Source organism: Pseudomonas marginalis, from assembly GCF_008692035.1.
Classification (GTDB): Bacteria; Pseudomonadota; Gammaproteobacteria; order Pseudomonadales; family Pseudomonadaceae; genus Aquipseudomonas; species Aquipseudomonas marginalis.
This window is the reverse complement of the sequence record NZ_VTFG01000001.1, coordinates 1,422,406-1,439,773: the sequence shown is the minus strand read 5'-3', so window position 1 is coordinate 1,439,773 and position 17,368 is coordinate 1,422,406. Positions and strand designations below refer to the sequence as shown.

General features: G+C 63.5%; 16 protein-coding genes. 6 read left to right on the top strand and 10 right to left on the bottom strand.

Annotated elements, in window-relative coordinates; genetic code table 11:
- Positions 1–63: 63 nt before the first annotated feature.
- Complete coding sequence (locus tag FX984_RS06320; protein ID WP_027607274.1) at positions 64–852, bottom strand: AraC family transcriptional regulator; 789 nt, start codon at positions 850–852, stop codon at positions 64–66.
- 85 nt (positions 853–937) lie between these two features.
- Here FX984_RS06320 and FX984_RS06315 point away from each other — a divergent pair, with 85 nt between their 5' ends.
- From FX984_RS06315 to FX984_RS06305, 3 genes are all read left to right on the top strand, one after another.
- Positions 938–1,936 carry a bile acid:sodium symporter family protein gene (locus tag FX984_RS06315; RefSeq protein ID WP_146477185.1) on the top strand — a complete coding sequence of 333 codons (999 nt, stop codon included), beginning with the start codon at positions 938–940 and terminating at the stop codon, positions 1,934–1,936.
- A gap of 85 nt (positions 1,937–2,021) precedes the next feature.
- Complete coding sequence (locus FX984_RS06310; RefSeq protein ID WP_027607272.1) at positions 2,022–2,384, top strand: hypothetical protein; 363 nt, start codon at positions 2,022–2,024, stop codon at positions 2,382–2,384.
- A gap of 123 nt (positions 2,385–2,507) precedes the next feature.
- Positions 2,508–3,692 (top strand): sugar transporter, encoded by a 1,185-nt coding sequence (locus FX984_RS06305; protein WP_108572729.1) that lies wholly within the window; start codon positions 2,508–2,510, stop codon positions 3,690–3,692.
- A 78-nt stretch (positions 3,693–3,770) separates the two neighbouring features.
- On the opposite strand, the gene FX984_RS06300 is transcribed toward FX984_RS06305, so the two are convergent.
- From FX984_RS06300 to FX984_RS06260, 9 genes are all read right to left on the bottom strand, one after another.
- Positions 3,771–4,970: an NAD(P)/FAD-dependent oxidoreductase gene (locus tag FX984_RS06300; protein ID WP_108572731.1), complete on the bottom strand. Its 1,200-nt coding sequence runs from the start codon at positions 4,968–4,970 to the stop codon at positions 3,771–3,773.
- Between the two features lie 126 nt (positions 4,971–5,096).
- Positions 5,097–6,092 (bottom strand): GlxA family transcriptional regulator, encoded by a 996-nt coding sequence (locus FX984_RS06295; protein WP_074847094.1) that lies wholly within the window; start codon positions 6,090–6,092, stop codon positions 5,097–5,099.
- Complete coding sequence (gene tal, locus FX984_RS06290; protein ID WP_065924576.1) at positions 6,089–7,012, bottom strand: transaldolase; 924 nt, start codon at positions 7,010–7,012, stop codon at positions 6,089–6,091. Before tal ends, FX984_RS06295 begins: the two co-directional genes overlap by 4 nt.
- Positions 7,013–7,034: 22 nt before the next feature.
- Complete coding sequence (locus FX984_RS06285; RefSeq protein WP_027607267.1) at positions 7,035–7,988, bottom strand: sugar-binding transcriptional regulator; 954 nt, start codon at positions 7,986–7,988, stop codon at positions 7,035–7,037.
- 45 nt (positions 7,989–8,033) lie between these two features.
- The gene (locus FX984_RS06280) at positions 8,034–8,834 is read right to left on the bottom strand and encodes an SDR family oxidoreductase (protein WP_027607266.1); all 801 of its coding nucleotides are present in this window, start codon (positions 8,832–8,834) and stop codon (positions 8,034–8,036) included.
- Positions 8,835–8,845: 11 nt separating this feature from the next.
- Positions 8,846–9,625, bottom strand: coding sequence for an SDR family oxidoreductase (locus FX984_RS06275; RefSeq protein WP_256221311.1), 780 nt, complete (start codon positions 9,623–9,625; stop codon positions 8,846–8,848).
- A gap of 589 nt (positions 9,626–10,214) precedes the next feature.
- Positions 10,215–11,726 (bottom strand): sugar ABC transporter ATP-binding protein, encoded by a 1,512-nt coding sequence (locus tag FX984_RS06270; protein WP_146477187.1) that lies wholly within the window; start codon positions 11,724–11,726, stop codon positions 10,215–10,217.
- A 15-nt stretch (positions 11,727–11,741) separates the two neighbouring features.
- Positions 11,742–12,674 (bottom strand): sugar ABC transporter substrate-binding protein, encoded by a 933-nt coding sequence (locus FX984_RS06265; protein WP_027607263.1) that lies wholly within the window; start codon positions 12,672–12,674, stop codon positions 11,742–11,744.
- Between the two features lie 50 nt (positions 12,675–12,724).
- Positions 12,725–13,732, bottom strand: coding sequence for an ABC transporter permease (locus FX984_RS06260; RefSeq protein WP_092357397.1), 1,008 nt, complete (start codon positions 13,730–13,732; stop codon positions 12,725–12,727).
- A 362-nt stretch (positions 13,733–14,094) separates the two neighbouring features.
- Here FX984_RS06260 and FX984_RS06255 point away from each other — a divergent pair, with 362 nt between their 5' ends.
- From FX984_RS06255 to FX984_RS06245, 3 genes are read left to right on the top strand one after another with little or no spacing between them, the layout of a single operon-like run.
- Positions 14,095–14,931, top strand: coding sequence for a transketolase (locus tag FX984_RS06255; RefSeq protein ID WP_098479200.1), 837 nt, complete (start codon positions 14,095–14,097; stop codon positions 14,929–14,931).
- Complete coding sequence (locus FX984_RS06250; protein ID WP_027607260.1) at positions 14,921–15,853, top strand: transketolase family protein; 933 nt, start codon at positions 14,921–14,923, stop codon at positions 15,851–15,853. The genes FX984_RS06255 and FX984_RS06250 overlap by 11 nt, the downstream gene beginning before the upstream one ends.
- A gap of 5 nt (positions 15,854–15,858) precedes the next feature.
- Positions 15,859–17,334 carry an FGGY family carbohydrate kinase gene (locus FX984_RS06245; protein ID WP_146477189.1) on the top strand — a complete coding sequence of 492 codons (1,476 nt, stop codon included), beginning with the start codon at positions 15,859–15,861 and terminating at the stop codon, positions 17,332–17,334.
- The last annotated feature ends 34 nt before the right edge of the window (positions 17,335–17,368 follow it).

The following is a 17,368-nucleotide window of genomic DNA, read 5'->3' as shown; positions in this document are numbered from 1 at the left end:
CTAGACGCGCTACGTCGAAGAGGTAGGGGGCCTCCCCACAGTGATTCTTCATCGTCGGTGAGGTCAGCGGAAGAACTCACCGGGCGTGGCATCGAACTGCTGCCGAAACGCGTTGATGAACGCCGAGGTGGACTCATAGCCACAATTCAACGCCACATCGGTGACCCGTTCGCCTTGCTCCAGGGCGGGCAGGGCGCTCAATAACCTTAAACGCTGGCGCCAGGCTCGAAATGTCAGGCCGGTGTCCTTCAAAAACAGGCGGCTCAGCGTCTTTTCGCTGACCCCCAGTTTCTCGCTCCAGTGTCCCAGGGTAGTGTGCTGTTCCGGGCGCAGGCTCAAGCTGCGGTAGATCTGTCGCAACCTTGGGTCATGGGGCAATGGCAGCATCAAGTCGACCTTGGGCGCTGCGGCGAGTTGGTCGAGCACTACCTGGACCAGGCGCCCATCCGGCCCATCCTCGGCATATTCCACCGGCAGCTCGCTGAAGCTGCGGATCAACTCGCGCAGCAGGCTGCTCACCTCCAGCACCTGGCAGCGTTCGGCGGCCCAGGCGGTGACGCTGCAATCGAGGTACAGGCTGCGCATCTCGGTGTGGGGCGAGCTGTACACCCGATGCGGCATGCCCGCGGGGATCCACACCGCCCGCTGGGGCGGTGCGACGAAGCGGCCGGCGCTGGTCTGGATCTCCAGCACCCCGGAAATGGCGTAGGACAATTGCACCCACGGGTGGCTGTGCCGGCGGGTCAGGGCGCGGTTGGGCAGCGATTCGGTGCGCCCATACACCGGTCGTGGCAGGCTGGAAAGCCCAGGCACACTGCGGCGTACGGTGTTGGCATGTCCTTTAGGCGGCATTTACTGGCTCATTGGCGTTAGTCGGTAACAAGGCGTTACGTTAGAGTCGCCATGACGCTCTTGGCAACCCCCGGAAGATTCGCTTATGACTCGCCCCCGTTTTCTGCCCGACAACTTCACCCTGACCTTGATCGCCACGGTGATCCTCGCCTCCCAGCTGCCCGCCAGCGGCCAGACCGCCGTGGCCTTCGGCTGGGTCACCAACCTGGCCATCGCGCTGCTGTTTTTCCTGCACGGCGCCAAGCTGTCGCGCCAGGCCATCGTCGCCGGCGCGGGCCACTGGCGCCTGCACCTGCTGGTGTTCAGCCTGACTTTTGTACTGTTCCCGCTGCTGGGCCTGGCGCTCAAACCGGTGTTGTCGCCGCTGATCGGCAAAGACCTGTACATGGGCATGCTCTACCTCTGCGCCTTGCCGGCCACGGTGCAGTCGGCGATTGCCTTTACCTCCCTGGCGCGGGGCAACATCCCGGCGGCGATCTGCAGCGCGGCGGCCTCCAGCCTGTTCGGCATCTTCCTCACGCCATTGCTGGTGACGTTGTTGCTCAATGTGCACGGCGAAGGCAGCTCCACTGTCGATGCGATCCTGAAAATCAGCGTGCAACTGCTGCTGCCGTTTATCGCCGGGCAGATCGCCCGCCGCTGGATCGGCGCGTGGGTGGGGCGCAATAAAGCCTGGCTGAAGTTCGTCGACCAGGGCTCGATCCTGCTCGTGGTGTACGGCGCGTTCAGCGAAGCGGTCAACGAAGGCATCTGGCACCAGATCCCGCTGTGGGAGCTGGGCGGCCTGGTGGTGGCCTGCTGCGTGTTGCTGGCCTTGGTGCTGGTGGCGTCCACCCTGTTGGGCAAGGCCTTTGGCTTTAATCAGGAAGATCGCATCACCATCCTGTTCTGCGGCTCGAAGAAGAGCCTGGCCACGGGTGTGCCGATGGCCCAGGTGCTGTTCGCCGGGGCGAGCATGGGCGTGCTGATTTTGCCGTTGATGCTGTTTCACCAGATCCAGTTGATGGTCTGTGCGGCGTTGGCGCAGCGTTATGCCAAGCGGCCGGAGAGCATTCCGGAGTTGATGGCGCAGGTGGATCCTTAACCGTTTGTTGCGCTAAGGCGAATAACCTCAAGTTAGTGCCTTTGCTGACGACTTACTTCCTAATAGCCCAGGAAGGAGTATCAGCATGCGTATCAACGGTTTTTCGGCAGCTACCTGTCTCCTTTGCCTTTGGGCAAGCACCTGCGGCGCGGCGCAGCCGGCGGGTCAAGGCACCATCAGGTTCACGGGCAGCATTGTCGAACCCTTGTGTGCGACAAATGCGCACAGCGGTGCCCGGATGGACGTGACAGGTTGCCCGAGCGCCAGCCGTGGCAATCGGTTCGATGTCCGCAGTATGGCGCCGGTCGCCAGCGTCAACGGGGCCAGTCTGCGGCTGGTGGCGGACAGCGGCAGCGGGCGTTATTACGACCAGACGTACCTGTTGGTGGACAGCCTCGGCAAGCCGATCCAGTCAGGCAACTACGTGGTCACCATGACGGCACCGTGACAAAACTGAGGGTATTTTGAGGGGGATGAGCGTCAACAGACGGCCGATAAACCTATAGAATGCCAGGCGGCGGCGCTTGTCCTGGGTGGCCGCTTGATCATCGCCAGAGTACCTCGCCCTTCAATGAGCATTTCAGCCGCAACCCCCCAAGCCAACTGGCAACCGGTCATCGCCCTGGCGCTGGCCGCGTTTGTGTTCAATACCACTGAATTCGTCCCCGTCGGGCTGCTCAGCGCCATTGGCGCCAGCTTCGACATGCCCGTGTCCAGCGTCGGCCTGATGCTCACCATTTATGCCTGGATCGTGTCCCTGACCTCGCTGCCGGTGATGCTGCTGACCCGCAACGTTGAGCGACGCAAGCTGCTGATCGTGCTGTTCTGCCTGTTTATCGCTAGCCATATCCTCTCCAGCGTGGCCACCAGTTTCGGCCTGTTGATGGTCAGTCGCGTCGGCATTGCCCTGTCCCATGCGCTGTTCTGGTCGATCACCGCGTCCCTGGCGGTACGCCTGGCGCCGGAAGGCAAACAGGTGCAAGCCCTCGGCCTGCTCGCCACCGGTACGTCCCTGGCGATGGTGCTGGGTATTCCCCTGGGGCGTCTGCTCGGCGAAGCCATGGGTTGGCGCACCACGTTCCTGGTGATCGGCGCGTTCGCCGCCGCCCTGGTGTTCTGGCTGGCGCGCACCTTGCCCTTGCTGCCGAGCCAGAACTCCGGCTCCCTGCGCAGCCTGCCACTGCTGTTCAAGCGTCCGGCGCTGGTGGCGTTGTATGTGCTCACGGCGATGACCGTGACCGCGCAATTCACCGCCTACAGCTACATCGAACCTTTCGTTGAAGGCGTGGCCGGCATGAGCGGCAGCGCGGTGACCCTGATCCTGCTGGTGTTCGGCGGCGCGGGCATCATCGGCTCGCTGCTGTTCAGCCTGGTGCACCGCTTCAACCCCCACCTGTTCGTGGTCGGCGCGGTGTTTATCCTGGCCGCGTGCCTGGCGCTGATGCTGCCGTTGAGCGGCGCCGAGTCGTACCTGGTGATCCTCAGCGTGTTCTGGGGCATGGCGATCATGGGCTTCGGCCTCGCCATGCAGTCCAAGGTACTGGTGCTGGCCCCGGACGCCACCGACGTGGCCATGGCGATGTTCTCCGGTATCTACAACATCGGCATCGGCGGTGGCGCCCTGATGGGCAGTTGGGTCGGCAGCCACTTCGGCTTCGCCTGGGTCGGCGTGGCGGGCGGGTTGCTGGCGGCGCTGGCATTGATCGGGTATTGCCTGGCGATTCGCAAGTTTGGGACGGGTGTCGCGCAAAGCTGAGGCAGGAGCGAGCCTGATCGCTCCTGGCATTTATGCTCGCCAGCAAACAGTGGGCTGGCGGGCACCGGGTGTGGGGCGTCAGGCCACCGGAATCAGCGGGTCAGCCGCCGCCAGGGCGGTGGCCCGTTCGGCGGCTGGCGGGTAGATCCACACCGTGTTGATCTGCTGCTTGAGCTCCTTGGCTTCCTGGCCCACCAGCTTGAGTTGACGATCCCAGCCCTCGGTGTACACCGCGCCCCAGGCCCCGAGGTCGAGGCAGGTGACGTATTTGGGCTGGCTGTAGGTCATCGGGGCCACGCCGATCAGGTCGGCGGCGACGTTGTTGCCGGCGTAGCGGCCCAGGGCGATGGCGTGCTGGCAGGACATGCCGGCGAAGTGACCGAGGTCGTCGGTGGCGGCGTAGGCCACATCACCGGCGGCAAAGACATCGGCCTGGCCCTTCACCTTGAGGTTGCCGTCCACATGCAGGCGGCCCTGGGGGTCAAGGGTGCCGCTGACCTGTTCGGTCAGCGGGTTGGCGCGAAAGCCGATGGTCCAGATCACGGTGCTGGACTCGATGCGCTGCCCATCGGCCAGGGTCACGCCGCCGGCATCCACCGCGGCCACGGAGGTGTTCAATCGCCATTCGAGGCCCAGGTGTTGGCTGGCTTCGACGATGGACGGGCGAATGCCATCGCCCATGGATGCCCCGATCTGCGGGCCACGGTCCACCACGATCACACGGATAGTGGCGTCGTCACCCAGTGCTGCGCGCAGGCGTGCTGGCATTTCGGTGGCGGTCTCGATCCCGGTAAACCCTCCTCCGGCCACCACCACGGTGTTGCGTGCCGGGCTGTCGGGCAGGTTTTTCAAACCCTTGATATGGGCTTCGAGGCGCGTGGCGTCTTCGATCTGGTCCACATCGAACACGTGCTGGAGGCCTTCCATCTGCGGGCGACTGAGACGACTGCCGGCGGCCAGCACCAGGCGATCGTACTTGAGGGTAGTGGGGATGCCCGCCGTGTTGCGGTAGGTCACCTGCTTGCCGTGTTCATCGATGCGGTCGGCGGCGCCCTCGATGAAGTCCACGCCGACTGCCGCAAACAATGGGCCCAGCGGTGCCTGCATGGCATGCACTTCGGCCTCGTAGAAACGTGGGCGAATACGTAGCGCCGGCTGTGGGGCCAGGACGCTGATCTGCACGTCATGGCGATCATGTTTATCCAGCAGGCGCGCGGCGCTCAAGGCGCTCCAGACACCGCCGAACCCGGCGCCGATGATGAGGATGTGCTGCTTCATGGGGATGCTCCAGGGACCAGGTCGATACGATTGCTCAAGGCGCAATGCGTTACCGGCCTACTCTAAGAGCGCCGCGGTTTGGCGGGTAGGACAGAAAACCCTGAATAACTGCCAAGCGGCCTGCCGTCAGCGGGAAAAGCGCGCGCGGTAGTCGCGAGGGGAAATCGCAAGGTGGCGATGGAAGGTGTAGCGCATGCGTTCTTCATCGCCAAAGCCACACAGGTGCGCCACCTGGTCGATGTTGCGCTGGGAGTCTTCCAGCAGGCGCCGCGCCGCCTCCACGCGAAACAACTCGATGGCCTTGGCCGGGGTGCGCCCGGTTTTTTGCTTGTAGACCCGGGCGAAGTTGCGCGGGCTCATGCGGCTTTGTTCCGCCAGGCGCTCCACCGTAAGCTCGCGGTCGCTGAGGTTGTCGGCGATCCACAGGTGCAAGGCATCGAAACCGGCAGTGTCGTCGGTCTGGGCTTGCAGCAGTTGGCTGAACTGGGCCTGGCCGCCGGGCCTTTTGAGAAACACCACCAGTTCCCGCGCCACTTGCAGGGCGACGTGACGCCCGCAATCGGCCTCTACCAACGCCAGTGCAAGGTCGATGCCGGCACTCACGCCTGCCGACGTCCACACATTGCCTTGCTGGACAAAGATCGCGTCCATGTCCACATCGATGCTGGGGAACCCGCGCTTGAGCATGTCGCACATCGCCCAGTGCGTGGCAGCACGCCGGCCCTGGAGCAAGCCGGCCTGGGCCAGCAGGAAGGTGCCGCTGCACACCGAGGCCGTGCGCCGGGCCCGAGTGGAGGCGTGACGCAGCCAGTCCACCAGGTCGGTGTTGGCGGCCAGCGCCTGTTGAATGGCGGGGGCGCCGGGTACGATCAAGGTGTCCAGGGCGGCGGGGTCAAATTGCGCCAATGGCAGGGTGTCGACGCTCAATCCTTCGGCCGTTGGCATCAAGCCGCCCGCCAGGCTGGCGGTGTGCACCACATAGCCCGGCAGGCCACGCTCGACCATGGCCTTGGTGGCAGCCCAGAACACGGTCTGGGCACCGGTCAGGTCGAGCAGGCCCATTTGCGGGTAGGCCAGGAACACCAAGGTGCGCGACTGGCCGAGCGGCTGGACGGGGGTCATAGCGCCGACAACACCGCCTCGAGTTTTTCCTGATCCCGCGCAAACTGTCGAATCCCTTCCGCGAGTTTCTCAGTCGCCATCGCATCTTCATTCGAGGCCCAGCGGAACTGCGCTTCGTTCATTGGCTGGCGCGCTTCGCCTTCGGTCACCGGTACCAATTTGCGTGCCAGCGTGCCCTGGTCTTCGTCGAGCTTCTGCAGCAGCTCCGGGCTGATGGTCAGGCGATCGCACCCCGCCAGCTGTTCGATCTGGCTGAGGGTGCGGAAGCTTGCGCCCATCACCACGGTGTTGATCTGGTTGGCCTTGTAGTAGTTGTAGATGCGCGTCACCGATTGCACGCCCGGGTCATCAGCGCCGGTGTAGTCCAGGCCGGTGTTCTTGCGGTACCAGTCATAGATGCGGCCCACGAACGGTGAGATCAGGAACACCCCGGCATCGGCGCAGGCCTGGGCCTGGGCGAACGAGAACAGCAGGGTGAGGTTGGTCTGGATGCCGGCTTTTTCCAGGCGTTCGGCCGTGCGGATGCCTTCCCAGGTGGAGGCGAGCTTGATCAGCACGCGGTCGCGGCTGATACCGGCCTGGTCGTACAGGGCGATCAACTGGTTGGCCTTTGCCCACAGCGCGTCTTCATCGAAGGACAGGCGCGCGTCGACTTCGGTGGAAATACGCCCGGGAATGACCTTCAAAATGCCGGCCCCCACTGACACCGCGAAGTGGTCGCAGGCCAGGCCGACGTCGCCCTTGGCCAGGTTGACGGCATTGCGCAGCAGCTCGGCGTATTCCGGGATCGCGGCGGCCTTGAGCAGCAGCGACGGGTTGGTGGTGGCGTCCACCGGGCGCAGGCGGCTGATGGCTTCCAGGTCGCCGGTGTCGCAGACCACGGTGGTGAATTGCTTGAGTTGTTCGAGCTTGGACGTCATGAGCGGCAATCTCCAAAAAAGGTTATTGGTTGAGGGCCTGTGCGGTGTCCAGGTCGGTGATCAGGATGTCCAGGTAGCCGCCCTTGAGCGCGCCACGAATGGCCTGGACCTTGTTCAGCCCGCCGGCCAGGCCGAGCACGCGGTGGATACTGCGCAACTTGGGCAGCGCCACCGAGACCACGAATTCTTCATCTTCCTCCAGCACCGGCTTGCCCTGGGCATCGAAGTAACGCAGGCAGATATCGCCGACGGCACCGCGCTCGGCCAGCAGGCGCAGCATGTCCTCGGTGTAGTAGTTGCCACTGTTGCGCAGCAACTGCGAGGGTTCGAGGTCGCCGATGCCGACGATCGCCAGGGTGATGCTGTCAAAGCGTTGCAGCACTTCCTTGACCTCTTCCATCTGCACGATGCGCTGCTTGCTCTCCACCGATTGCTCGATGCTTTGCGACGGCAGCAGGAACGCCGGGCAGTTGAGCAGGGTGGCCAGGCGTTGGGTGAGCAAGGTAGCTTCAAACGCGCCTTTGTTGCCGACACCGCCCAACAGTTGTACCACTTCCTGGGCGCCTTGTTTGCCCGGCTGGGCATGCAGGTGGCCGACCATGGCGCGAATGGTGCTGCTCCACGACGAAATGCCGATATGGTCCTGGGGCGACAGGCTGGTCTCCAAGTAGTGGGCAGCCGCCGAGCCGATGGCTTGCTTGATGCTTTCATCGTTGCCGGGCTCGGTGGCTTCCACCACGATCACCTGGCGCACGTCGTAGCGGCGTTGCAATTGGTTTTCCAGCTCCAGGTGCAGGCCTTGCAGGCGCATCACGCTGATCTTCACCACGCCTTCCTGCAGCGCCCGGCGCAGGGCGCGGCTGATAAAGGATTGGGACAGGTCCAGCTGTGCGGAAATCTCGGACTGCTTGAGCCCGTCTTCGTAATAGAGGCTCGCGATCTTGGTGATCAGGCGCTGTTCTTCGATCTGGCTCATGAAGGCCTCAGTGATGACATCAATGCGGGTGAGGATACCAAACCCTTACGACATGATCAGGCCGCCGTCGATATTGATCGCCTGGCCGGTCAGGTAGGCCGCGTCATCCGAGGCCAGGAACGCCACCAGGCCGGCGACATCCGAGGGTTTTCCGGCCCGGCGCAGGGGGATGTTCCTGACCCATTCGGCCATCAGTTCACCCTTGCCGTAGCGTTTTTCGTCGGTGCTGAGGATCTCGCCCCACACGCGGTCGTTGTAGTCCCACATCTCGCTTTCGATGATGCCGGGGCAGAACGCGTTGACCGTGATGTTATGCCGCGCCAGTTCCAGCGCCAGGCTCTGGGTAATGCCGATCACGCCCATTTTGCTCGCGGCGTAGTGCGGGGTGTAGATAAACCCCTGGCGGCCCTGGCCGGACGAGGTGTTGATCAAGCGCCCGCTGCCTTGCTTGACCATGTATTTGGCCGCTTCCCGGCAACCCAGCCACACGCCGGTGGTGTTGACCTGCAGCACCTTGTCGAAGTCGGCGCGGGGCATCTTGTCGTAGTGGTCGATGGTGATGATGCCGGCGTTCTGCACCGACACGTCGATGCTGCCGAAGCGTGCGTGACCCTCGCGGTAGAGGGTTTCGATGTCTTCTTCGCGGGTCACGTCGATGCCCAGGGCCAGGGTGTCGACCTTGTATTCCCGGGCCAGTTGGTCGGCGGTGAATGTCACGCGCTCCAGGTCGTTGGAGGCCAGCACCAGGTTGGCACCTTCCTGGGCGAAGCGCTCGGCAATGCCGGCACCGATGCCACGGCAGGCGCCGGTGATCACGATGGTTTTACCGCTGAAACGTTGCGACATGACAAAACTCCTTACCAGCAGACAAAACCACCATCGACCAGCAGGTCGACACCGGTGCAGAAAGACGAGGCCTGGCTGACCAGGAAAATCGCCGGGCCGACCATTTCGTCCACGCTGGCCATGCGGCCCATGGGCGTGGTCTGTTCAAAGATCTTCACCTGGTCGGCGACTTCCGGGCGTGAGTTCATCGGCGTGGCGGTGTAGCCGGGGCTGATGCAGTTGACCCGAAGGCCTTTGTCGGCCCATTCCATCGCCAGGCTTTTGCTCAGGTGGATCACCCCGGCCTTGGAGGTGTTGTAGTGCGCCTGCAACAGGCCGCGGTTGACGATGCTGCCGGACATGGAGGCGATATTGACGATGGCGCCTTTGCCACGCGGCAACATCACCGCGGCCTGGGCCTGGCAACTGAGGAAAATGCCGGTGAGGTTGATGTCCAGGGTGGTTTGCCAGCGTTGCAGCTCCAGGTCTTCGGCGGCCTGGGCATTGGCAATGCCGGCGCAGTTGACGGCCACGCTGAGTGGGCCGAGTTCGTGCTCGGTGCGCGCGACCGCTGCATCCAGGGCGGCCCGCTCGGTGACGGTGCCGCTCAAGGCCAGGGCGCGCCGGCCCAGGGCCTGGATGCGTTCTACGGTGCTGGCGATGCCGGGGCTGCCCGGAAGATCAAAGCAGGCTACATCGGCACCGGCTTCAGCGAGCCCGACGGCGATAGCCTGGCCAATGCCGCTGCCGGCGCCGGTAACAAAGGCCACTTGGCCTTGAAGACTAAAAAGCTGCATGACTAACTCCGTTATTTGAAATTACAGTGAACCCCTGTGGGAGGGGGCTTGCTCCCGATAGCAGTGGTTCAGTGACAGATGCATCTGCTGGCACTCCCTCATCGGGGGCAAGCCCCCTCCCACAGTTGGATCTGTGTAGGTATTTGGCTATGCGGTGACCATTTCCATCACCGAAACCGGGACGGCCTCGCCGCGATCCAGAATCCCCGTCTAACAAGTTGCCTGGATAACTCCAATCTTGAAGTCACAGTAGATCCCCTGTGGGAGGGGGCTTGCTCCCGATAGCAGTGGTTCAGTGACAGATGCATCTGCTGACACTCCCTCATCGGGGGCAAGCCCCCTCCCACAGTTGGATCTGTGTAGGTCTTTGGTTATGCGGTAGCCATTTCCATCATCGAAACCGGGATGGCCTCGCCGCGATCCAGAATCCCCGTCTAACAAGTTGCCTGGATAACTCCAATCTTGAAATCACAGTAGATCCCCTGTGGGAGGGGGCTTGCCCTCGATAGCAGTGGTTCAGTTACAGATGCATCTGCTGACACTCCCGCATCGTGGGCAAGCCCCCTCCCACATTTGATCTCCATTGTCTGTGAGGACCGGGTTCCTAGGCGGTGGCCATTTCCATCACCGCCACCGGCGTGGCCTCACCGCGCTGCAGAATCCCCATCTGCCGTCCCCGGCTCATCACCATCACCCGGTGGGACAAGCCCAGCACTTCATCCAGGTCGGAACTGACCACAATCACTGCCATGCCCTTGGCCGCCAGGTCCGCGATCACTTCATAAATCGCCGCCCGCGCGCCCACGTCGATGCCGCGTGTGGGCTCATCGAGGATGAACACCTTGGGGTTACGCGCCAGCCACTTGGCGATGATCACTTTCTGCTGGTTACCGCCGGACAGGCTGGAAATCCGCGACTGCGGCGCACCTTTCACCCCCAGTCGCGCCACCGCCGTGCGCGCGAATTCGCGCAGCGGGGCAGGGAACACCCAACCGCGTTTATCCAGCAGGTCGGTGTTGCCATAAATCAGGTTGTCTTCGATGCGATGCTCCACCACCACGCCTTGCTGCTTGCGGTCTTCCGGCACCAGCACCACGCCGGCCTGGATCGCCTCGAAGGGCGAGCGCAACTGGCGGACCTCGCCATCCAGCACCATATGGCCCCGAATATCCTGGGCCGCTCCGGCAATGGTGCGCACCAGTTCGGTTCGCCCGGCGCCGACCACCCCGGCAATGCCGAATACCTCGCCGGCACGCACGCTGAAGTCGATGCCGTGCAAGGCAAACTCACGGCAGGTCAAATCCTTGACCTGCAACATCACCTGCTCCTGGGGTGCCTGCAACGCAGGGAAGATCCGCTCCAGGCTGCGCCCGACCATCTGCTCCACCAACTCCCGGACCGGCACCTGGGCCGTGGCATGCAGGGCGATCTGGCGACCGTCGCGCAGCACCAGCACGCGGTCGGCGATGCGTGCGATTTCTTCCAGGCGGTGGCTGATATAGATAAACGACACACCCTCGGCCTTCAGCCGTTCCACCTGCTTGAACAGCAGCTCGGTTTCCTCGCCACCCAATGCGGCGGTGGGTTCATCGAGGATCAACAGGCTGGCCTTCAGCGTCAGCGCCTTGGCGATTTCCACCAGTTGCTGGGCCGCCACGCTCAGGCCTTCGACCTTGCGCGAGGCCGGCACCTTGAGGCCCAGGCGTTCGAGTTGGATCTGCGCCTGGGCCTCCATGTACTCGCGATCCACCCGCCCACGGCGCATGGGCAGGCGGCCGACGAAGATGTTCTCGGCGATCGACAGTTGCGGCAGCAGGCGGATTTCCTGGTGGATCAGGCCGATCCCGGCGCCCAGCGCAGCCCCCGGTGAAGCGGGGGCGTAGGGCGCGCCGAGCCAGGTCATGCTGCCCCCGGCTTCCGGTTGCACCAGCCCGGCGATGATCGACGACAAGGTCGACTTGCCCGCGCCGTTCTCACCGAGCAGGGCCAATACCTCGCCGGGGCGAATGTCCACGTTGACCTGCGACAACACCTGCACCGGCCCGTAGGCCTTGCTGATATTGCGCAGGCACAGCACCGCGTCGGATCGAGCGGTGTCAACGGCTGCTGCTTGCATGACGACCTCCAAGGCTTACGGGTGCTGTTGCAGGAACGGCGCGACGTTTTCTTTAGTGGTCAGCACGGTGGGCAACAACTGCTCCTTGGGCAAGGTCTTGCCGGCTTTGAGGTCGATGGCCGAGGCCACGGCCAGGCGCCCCATTTTCTGCGTCTGCTGGGTCATGGTCGCGTTCAGCACACCGCTTTGCACGGCCTTGAGCCCGGCCACGTCACCGTCGAAACCGACCACGACCACCTTGTGATCGAGGTTGCCGACTTTCACCGCCTGGGCAGCGCCCAAGGCCATGGCGTCCGCACGACCGAAGAACACGGTGATGTTCGGGTCACGCTGGAGCAGGTCCTGGGCCACGGCGAAGCCTTTGTCCTGGGCCCATTCGGCCGGTTGCTGGGCGACGACCTTGAGGTCCGGGAAGGCTTTCAGGCCCTCCTCAAAACCCTTGGCGCGATCATTCTCGGGGGTGGTACCGATCTGGCCTTGCAGGATCGCGATGCGGCCCTTGCCGTCGGTGATCTTGCCCACGTACTCGGCCAGGGTCTTGGCGCCGGCCACGCTGTCGCTGGCGATAAAGGTGTCGCCCGGTGCGTCGGGGGCGTTGCGGTCCACGGCGATCACCGGGATGCCCGCAGCCTTGGCGGCTTTCACCGGCACACCGGCAGCAGTGGCGCCGGCCGGGATGTAGATCAGCACGTCGATCTGGCGGGTGATCAGGTCTTCGATCTGGCTGACCTGGGTGGAGGAGTTGCCCTGGGCGTCCACGGTGATCACCTTGACCCCCTTGGCTTTGCCTTCGGCTTCCACCGATTGCTTGATCTGGTTGAAGAAGTCGGCCTGCAGGTTGGCCACGGCCAGGCCGATGGTCAAATCCTTGGCCCAGGTGGTGCCGGCAGCGGTGAGGGTGGCGGCGGCGAGAGCGGTGGCCAACAGCAATTTCTTGGGGCTGAACATGTCGGTGACTCCTGGTTTTATTGTTGGAGGGTGTCAACTGTCGAACAGGTTTAACGGGCAGTGCTGGAGCGGCGTCGCAGGGTGTCGATGGTGACGGCGAGGGCGATGACCACGCCGATCACCACTTGTTGAATAAAGGGCGAGACGCCGAGCAGGTTGAGGCCATTGCGCAATACGCCAATGATCAGTACGCCCACCAGGGTGCCGCCGATGCTGCCGACGCCGCCACTGAGGCTGGCGCCGCCAATCACCACGGCGGCGATGGCGTCCAGCTCCAGGCTCAGCCCGGCACTCGGTTGCGAAGAGTCCAGGCGCGCGGCCAGGGTCACCGCGGCGATGCCGGCCAGCGCACCGCTGATGGCGTACACCCACAGGGTAATCGCCCGCACCTTGATGCCCGACAACCGCGCCACTTCCGGGCTGCCGCCCATGGCGTAGAGGTTGCGGCCACCGGCACGAAAGCGCAGGAACACCCAGGCCACCACCAGCATCACCAGGAACAGGCCCACGGTGGCCGAGAGGAAACCAAAGTGGCGCACCGTCGCCAGGCTGGTGAACCAGTCCGGGTAGCCGACGATCTGCCGGCCTTCGGTAAGGATATTCGCCAGGCCACGGGCCACCGACATCATGGTCAGCGTGGCAATAAAGGGTGGCAGCTTGGCGTAGGTGATCAACCCGCCGGAGACCAGCCCGGCGAGCATGCCGCTGGCAATCGAGATCGGAATCGCAAAGCCCAGGGGCACCGCCTGATCCTGATACAGCCAGCCGAGCATCATCATCGAGAAGGCCAGCACCGAGCCGACCGACAGGTCGATGCCGCCGATCACGATCACCGCTGTCATGCCGATCGCCAGGATGCCCAGCACCGTGACCTGATCGAGGATGTTCAGGCCATTGCGCAACGAAAAGAAGAATTCGGAACTGAAGGAGAAGACCAGCACCAGCAGCACCAACCCGATCAACGGGCCGCCGATGTTACTGGGCAGCAGTTTGACAATACGTGGGCGGGGTGGCGGCTTGAGTTCGGCCGGGTGCTGGACAATAGCTTTGGCGTCCACAGTGTTCTCCTGAGTTATTTTTTTTGGAGTGCTTTCAGGCGTTTTGAATATTTATGCGTGCCTGACTGTTAATTCAGATTCCAGTGACACCGTGTCAAAGTCAAGCGCTTAATTTTTCTTGCATGCCTCTGATCCGGTGTTTTTGCCCGGCGCAAAGCCACGGGCTAGATGAGCCGGCGTGGGATTTTGGCCGTTTGTCCGAGGGATATTTCCGGGTTTTATTTGGTTTTTCAACGGTTCGCTCACTTGACCTGCTGGAGGATCGGCGTCTAAATAGAAATATATTGTCACTGCTGAATAAATATTCAAAGACAGCCTTGGACACTTTCACCCCGCGTGGTCAGCCTCAAAGGAGCCGCTGCATGAATGCCTTCCAGTACGACGCCCACCAGATCAAGGAACAGGCCCGCCTGATCCGTCGCCATGTGATCCGCTTGAATGCCGACTCCCCGGCGGGCGGGCACACCGGGGCGGATCTTTCCGAGACCGACATCCTCGCCACCCTGTATTTCCGCATCCTCAACACCGGCCCGGAACGCACCGAAGACCCCGAGCGCGATATTTATATCCAGAGCAAGGGCCACGGCGTCGGCGGTTTGTACTGCTGCCTGGCGCAGGCGGGCTACATCCCCACCGAGTGGCTGCCCACCTACCAGCACTTCAACTCGCACCTGCCCGGCCACCCGGTACGCCAGAAAACCCCCGGCATCGAACTGAACACCGGCGCCCTCGGCCACGGTTTGCCGGTGGCGGTCGGGCTGGCCCTGGCGGCGAAGATGTCCGGCAGCAACAAGCGCATCTACGTGCTCACCGGCGACGGCGAACTGGCCGAAGGCTCCAACTGGGAAGCGGCGATGGCGGCGGCCAAGTACGGCCTGGATAACCTGTTTGTGATCGTCGACAAAAACAAGCTGCAGCTCGCCGGTTTGACCGCCGAGATCATGCCGCTGGACCCCCTGGACGTGAAATGGGCGGCCTTCGGCTTCCGCGTCAGCGAGTGCGACGGTAACGACGTCGGCCAATTGATCGAAGCCCTGGAAAGCATGCAGACCAAGACCGGCGTGCCCCAGGTGCTGATCGCCCACACCATCAAAGGCAAGGGCGTGTCGTTTATCGAAGCCCGCCCCGAATGGCACCACCGCGTGCCCAAGGGTGATGAAATCAACGCAGCACTGGAGGAGTTGAACCATGGCGAGTGAACATTTGGCGAGCGTCATGGTGGAAGCGTTTATCGCTGCTGTCGAGGCCGGGCTGGACGTAGTGCCGGTGGTCAGCGACTCCACCTCCACGGCCAAGATCGGCCCGTTTGCCCAGCGCTTTCCCGAGCGGCTGATCAATGTGGGCATTGCCGAGCAATCCCTGGTCAGCGTCGCGGCGGGCCTGGCCCTGGGCGGCAAGATCGCCGCCACCTGCAATGCGGCGCCGTTCCTGATCTCGCGGGCCAATGAGCAGATCAAGGTGGACGTCTGCTACAACCAGGCCAATGTGAAGATGTTCGGCCTGAATGCCGGCACCAGTTATGGCCCGCTCGCCAGCACCCACCACAGCCTCGACGATATTTCGGTGATGCGCGGGTTTGGCAATGTGCAGATCTTCGCCCCCGCCGATGCCGTCGAGTGCCGCCAGATAATCGATTACGCGCTGCGCTACCACGGCCCGGTGTATATCCGCCTCGACGGCAAAGCCTTGCCCGATGTGCACGGCGCCGACTATCAGTTTGCCCCCGGTCAGGTGGATATCCTGCGCCAGGGCGCCGATGTGAGCATCGTGGCCCTGGGCTCGGTGGTGCATGAAGCGGTGGAAGCGGCGGCATTGCTGGCGGAGCAGGGCATCCAGGCGCAGGTAATCAACCTGTCGTCGATCCGGCCCTTGCAGCGTGATGTATTGCTCAGCGCCTTGAGCGGCACCCGCGCCGTCATCAGTGTGGAAGAACACAATATCAATGGCGGCGTCGGCAGCCTGGTCGCCGAAGTGCTGGCCGAAGCCGGGCTGGGCATTGCCCTGGTCCGCCTGGGTATCGGCGATGGCGAGTACGCCGCCGCCGGTGCCCGCGAACCGACCCGCGCCTTGCATAACATCGACGCGGCTGGGATCGTGGCGGCTGCCACTCGGTTGCGGTGAACCCCATGAATAACAACACCCCGCTGATCCTGGCGATAGATGAAGGCACCAGCAACGCCAAGGCGGTGCTGGTCAACGAACTTGGCCAGGTGATTGCGCGCGGTTCGCGGCCCTTGAGCATCCGCCATCCCCAGGCCGGGTTTTCCGAGCAGGACCCGCTGCTGATCTGGCAAAACACGTTGGCGGCGATTGAAGAATGCCTGGCCCAGGTGGATCGTCCGATCACTGCGTTGGCCATCAGTAACCAGCGTGAATCGGTGGTGGCTTGGGATAGGCATACCGGTGAACCATTGTCGCCGTGCATCAGTTGGCAGTGCCGACGCTCTACGGCGTTGTGCACGCACCTGCATGAGCAGGGCCATGAAGCGCTGATCCTGGAAAAGACCGGGCTGGCGTTGGACCCGATGTTCTCGGCGGGCAAATTTCGCTGGATTCTCGATCACCTTGAGGATGGCCACGCCCGCGCCGCTGCCGGGGAGATCTGCCTGGGCACGGTCGACAGCTGGCTGTTGTGGCAACTCAGCGGCGGCCAGGTGTTCGCCACCGACTATTCCAACGCCGCACGTACCCAACTGTTCAACCTGCACACCTGCGCCTGGGATCCTGAGCTGTTGGCGTTGTTCGGCATTCCGGCTGCGGCGTTGGCGCCGATCCGGCCGAGCGCCGGTTTCTTCGCCGAAACCGTCGCGTTGGGTGCCTTGCTCGCCGGTATCCCGGTGATGTCGATGATCGGCGATTCCCATGCGGCGCTGTACGGGCAGGGCGGTTTTGCGCCGGGGCTGGTCAAGGCCACCCTCGGCACCGGTTCGTCCTTGATGACGCCCATGGGCGGGCCGATTGCCTCCACCCATGGCCTGTCGACCACCCTGGCCTGGCATGACGGCAGCCAACCCACCTTCGGCATGGAAGGCAATATCGTCCATACCGGCGCTGCCGTGCAGTGGGCGTCGAAGCTGGTGGCGGGAGAATCCCTGGATGCGCTGACCGAACAGGCCGCGCAATTGCCGGATAACGGCGGCGTGTATTTTGTCCCGGCGCTGTCCGGCCTCGGCGCACCGCACTGGAAGGCCGACGCCCGTGGACTCATCTGCGGGTTGAGCGAAGCCACGTCCGGCGCGCATATCCTGCGTGCGGCGCTGGAATCCATCGGCTATCAGATTCGCGATGTGTTCGAGGCCATGCAGCAGGACATCGGCAGCCCGCTCAAGGAACTGTGGGTGGATGGCGGCGCCACGCGCAACCGCTGGCTGATGCAGTTCCTCGCCAACCTGCTGCAACGCCCGGTGGTGCGCAGCCTGTCACCGGAGGTGTCGGCATTGGGCGCCGCGCACCTGGCGGGACGGGCGTTGGGGGTGTGGGCGAATGATGCGGCGCTGGGGCAGTTGGAACGCCAGCGCGAGCGCTTTGAGCCGCAGGAGGATCCGGCGATGGCGGAGCGTTACTCAGAGTGGAAAAAGGCTTTAGCCCGCACACTCCTCTAACCGCATATGCAAACCAACTGTGGGAGGGGCTTGC

Excerpts from the sequence above, each read along its gene's own strand:
- FX984_RS06320 (WP_027607274.1), bottom strand. The coding sequence starts at position 852 with ATGCCGCCTAAAGGACATGCCAACACCGTACGCCGCAGTGTGCCTGGG.
- FX984_RS06315 (WP_146477185.1), top strand. The coding sequence starts at position 938 with ATGACTCGCCCCCGTTTTCTGCCCGACAACTTCACCCTGACCTTGATC.
- FX984_RS06310 (WP_027607272.1), top strand. The coding sequence starts at position 2,022 with ATGCGTATCAACGGTTTTTCGGCAGCTACCTGTCTCCTTTGCCTTTGG.
- FX984_RS06305 (WP_108572729.1), top strand. The coding sequence starts at position 2,508 with ATGAGCATTTCAGCCGCAACCCCCCAAGCCAACTGGCAACCGGTCATC.
- FX984_RS06300 (WP_108572731.1), bottom strand. The coding sequence starts at position 4,970 with ATGAAGCAGCACATCCTCATCATCGGCGCCGGGTTCGGCGGTGTCTGG.
- FX984_RS06295 (WP_074847094.1), bottom strand. The coding sequence starts at position 6,092 with ATGACCCCCGTCCAGCCGCTCGGCCAGTCGCGCACCTTGGTGTTCCTG.
- tal (WP_065924576.1), bottom strand. The coding sequence starts at position 7,012 with ATGACGTCCAAGCTCGAACAACTCAAGCAATTCACCACCGTGGTCTGC.
- FX984_RS06285 (WP_027607267.1), bottom strand. The coding sequence starts at position 7,988 with ATGAGCCAGATCGAAGAACAGCGCCTGATCACCAAGATCGCGAGCCTC.
- FX984_RS06280 (WP_027607266.1), bottom strand. The coding sequence starts at position 8,834 with ATGTCGCAACGTTTCAGCGGTAAAACCATCGTGATCACCGGCGCCTGC.
- FX984_RS06270 (WP_146477187.1), bottom strand. The coding sequence starts at position 11,726 with ATGCAAGCAGCAGCCGTTGACACCGCTCGATCCGACGCGGTGCTGTGC.
- FX984_RS06265 (WP_027607263.1), bottom strand. The coding sequence starts at position 12,674 with ATGTTCAGCCCCAAGAAATTGCTGTTGGCCACCGCTCTCGCCGCCGCC.
- FX984_RS06255 (WP_098479200.1), top strand. The coding sequence starts at position 14,095 with ATGAATGCCTTCCAGTACGACGCCCACCAGATCAAGGAACAGGCCCGC.
- FX984_RS06250 (WP_027607260.1), top strand. The coding sequence starts at position 14,921 with ATGGCGAGTGAACATTTGGCGAGCGTCATGGTGGAAGCGTTTATCGCT.
- FX984_RS06245 (WP_146477189.1), top strand. The coding sequence starts at position 15,859 with ATGAATAACAACACCCCGCTGATCCTGGCGATAGATGAAGGCACCAGC.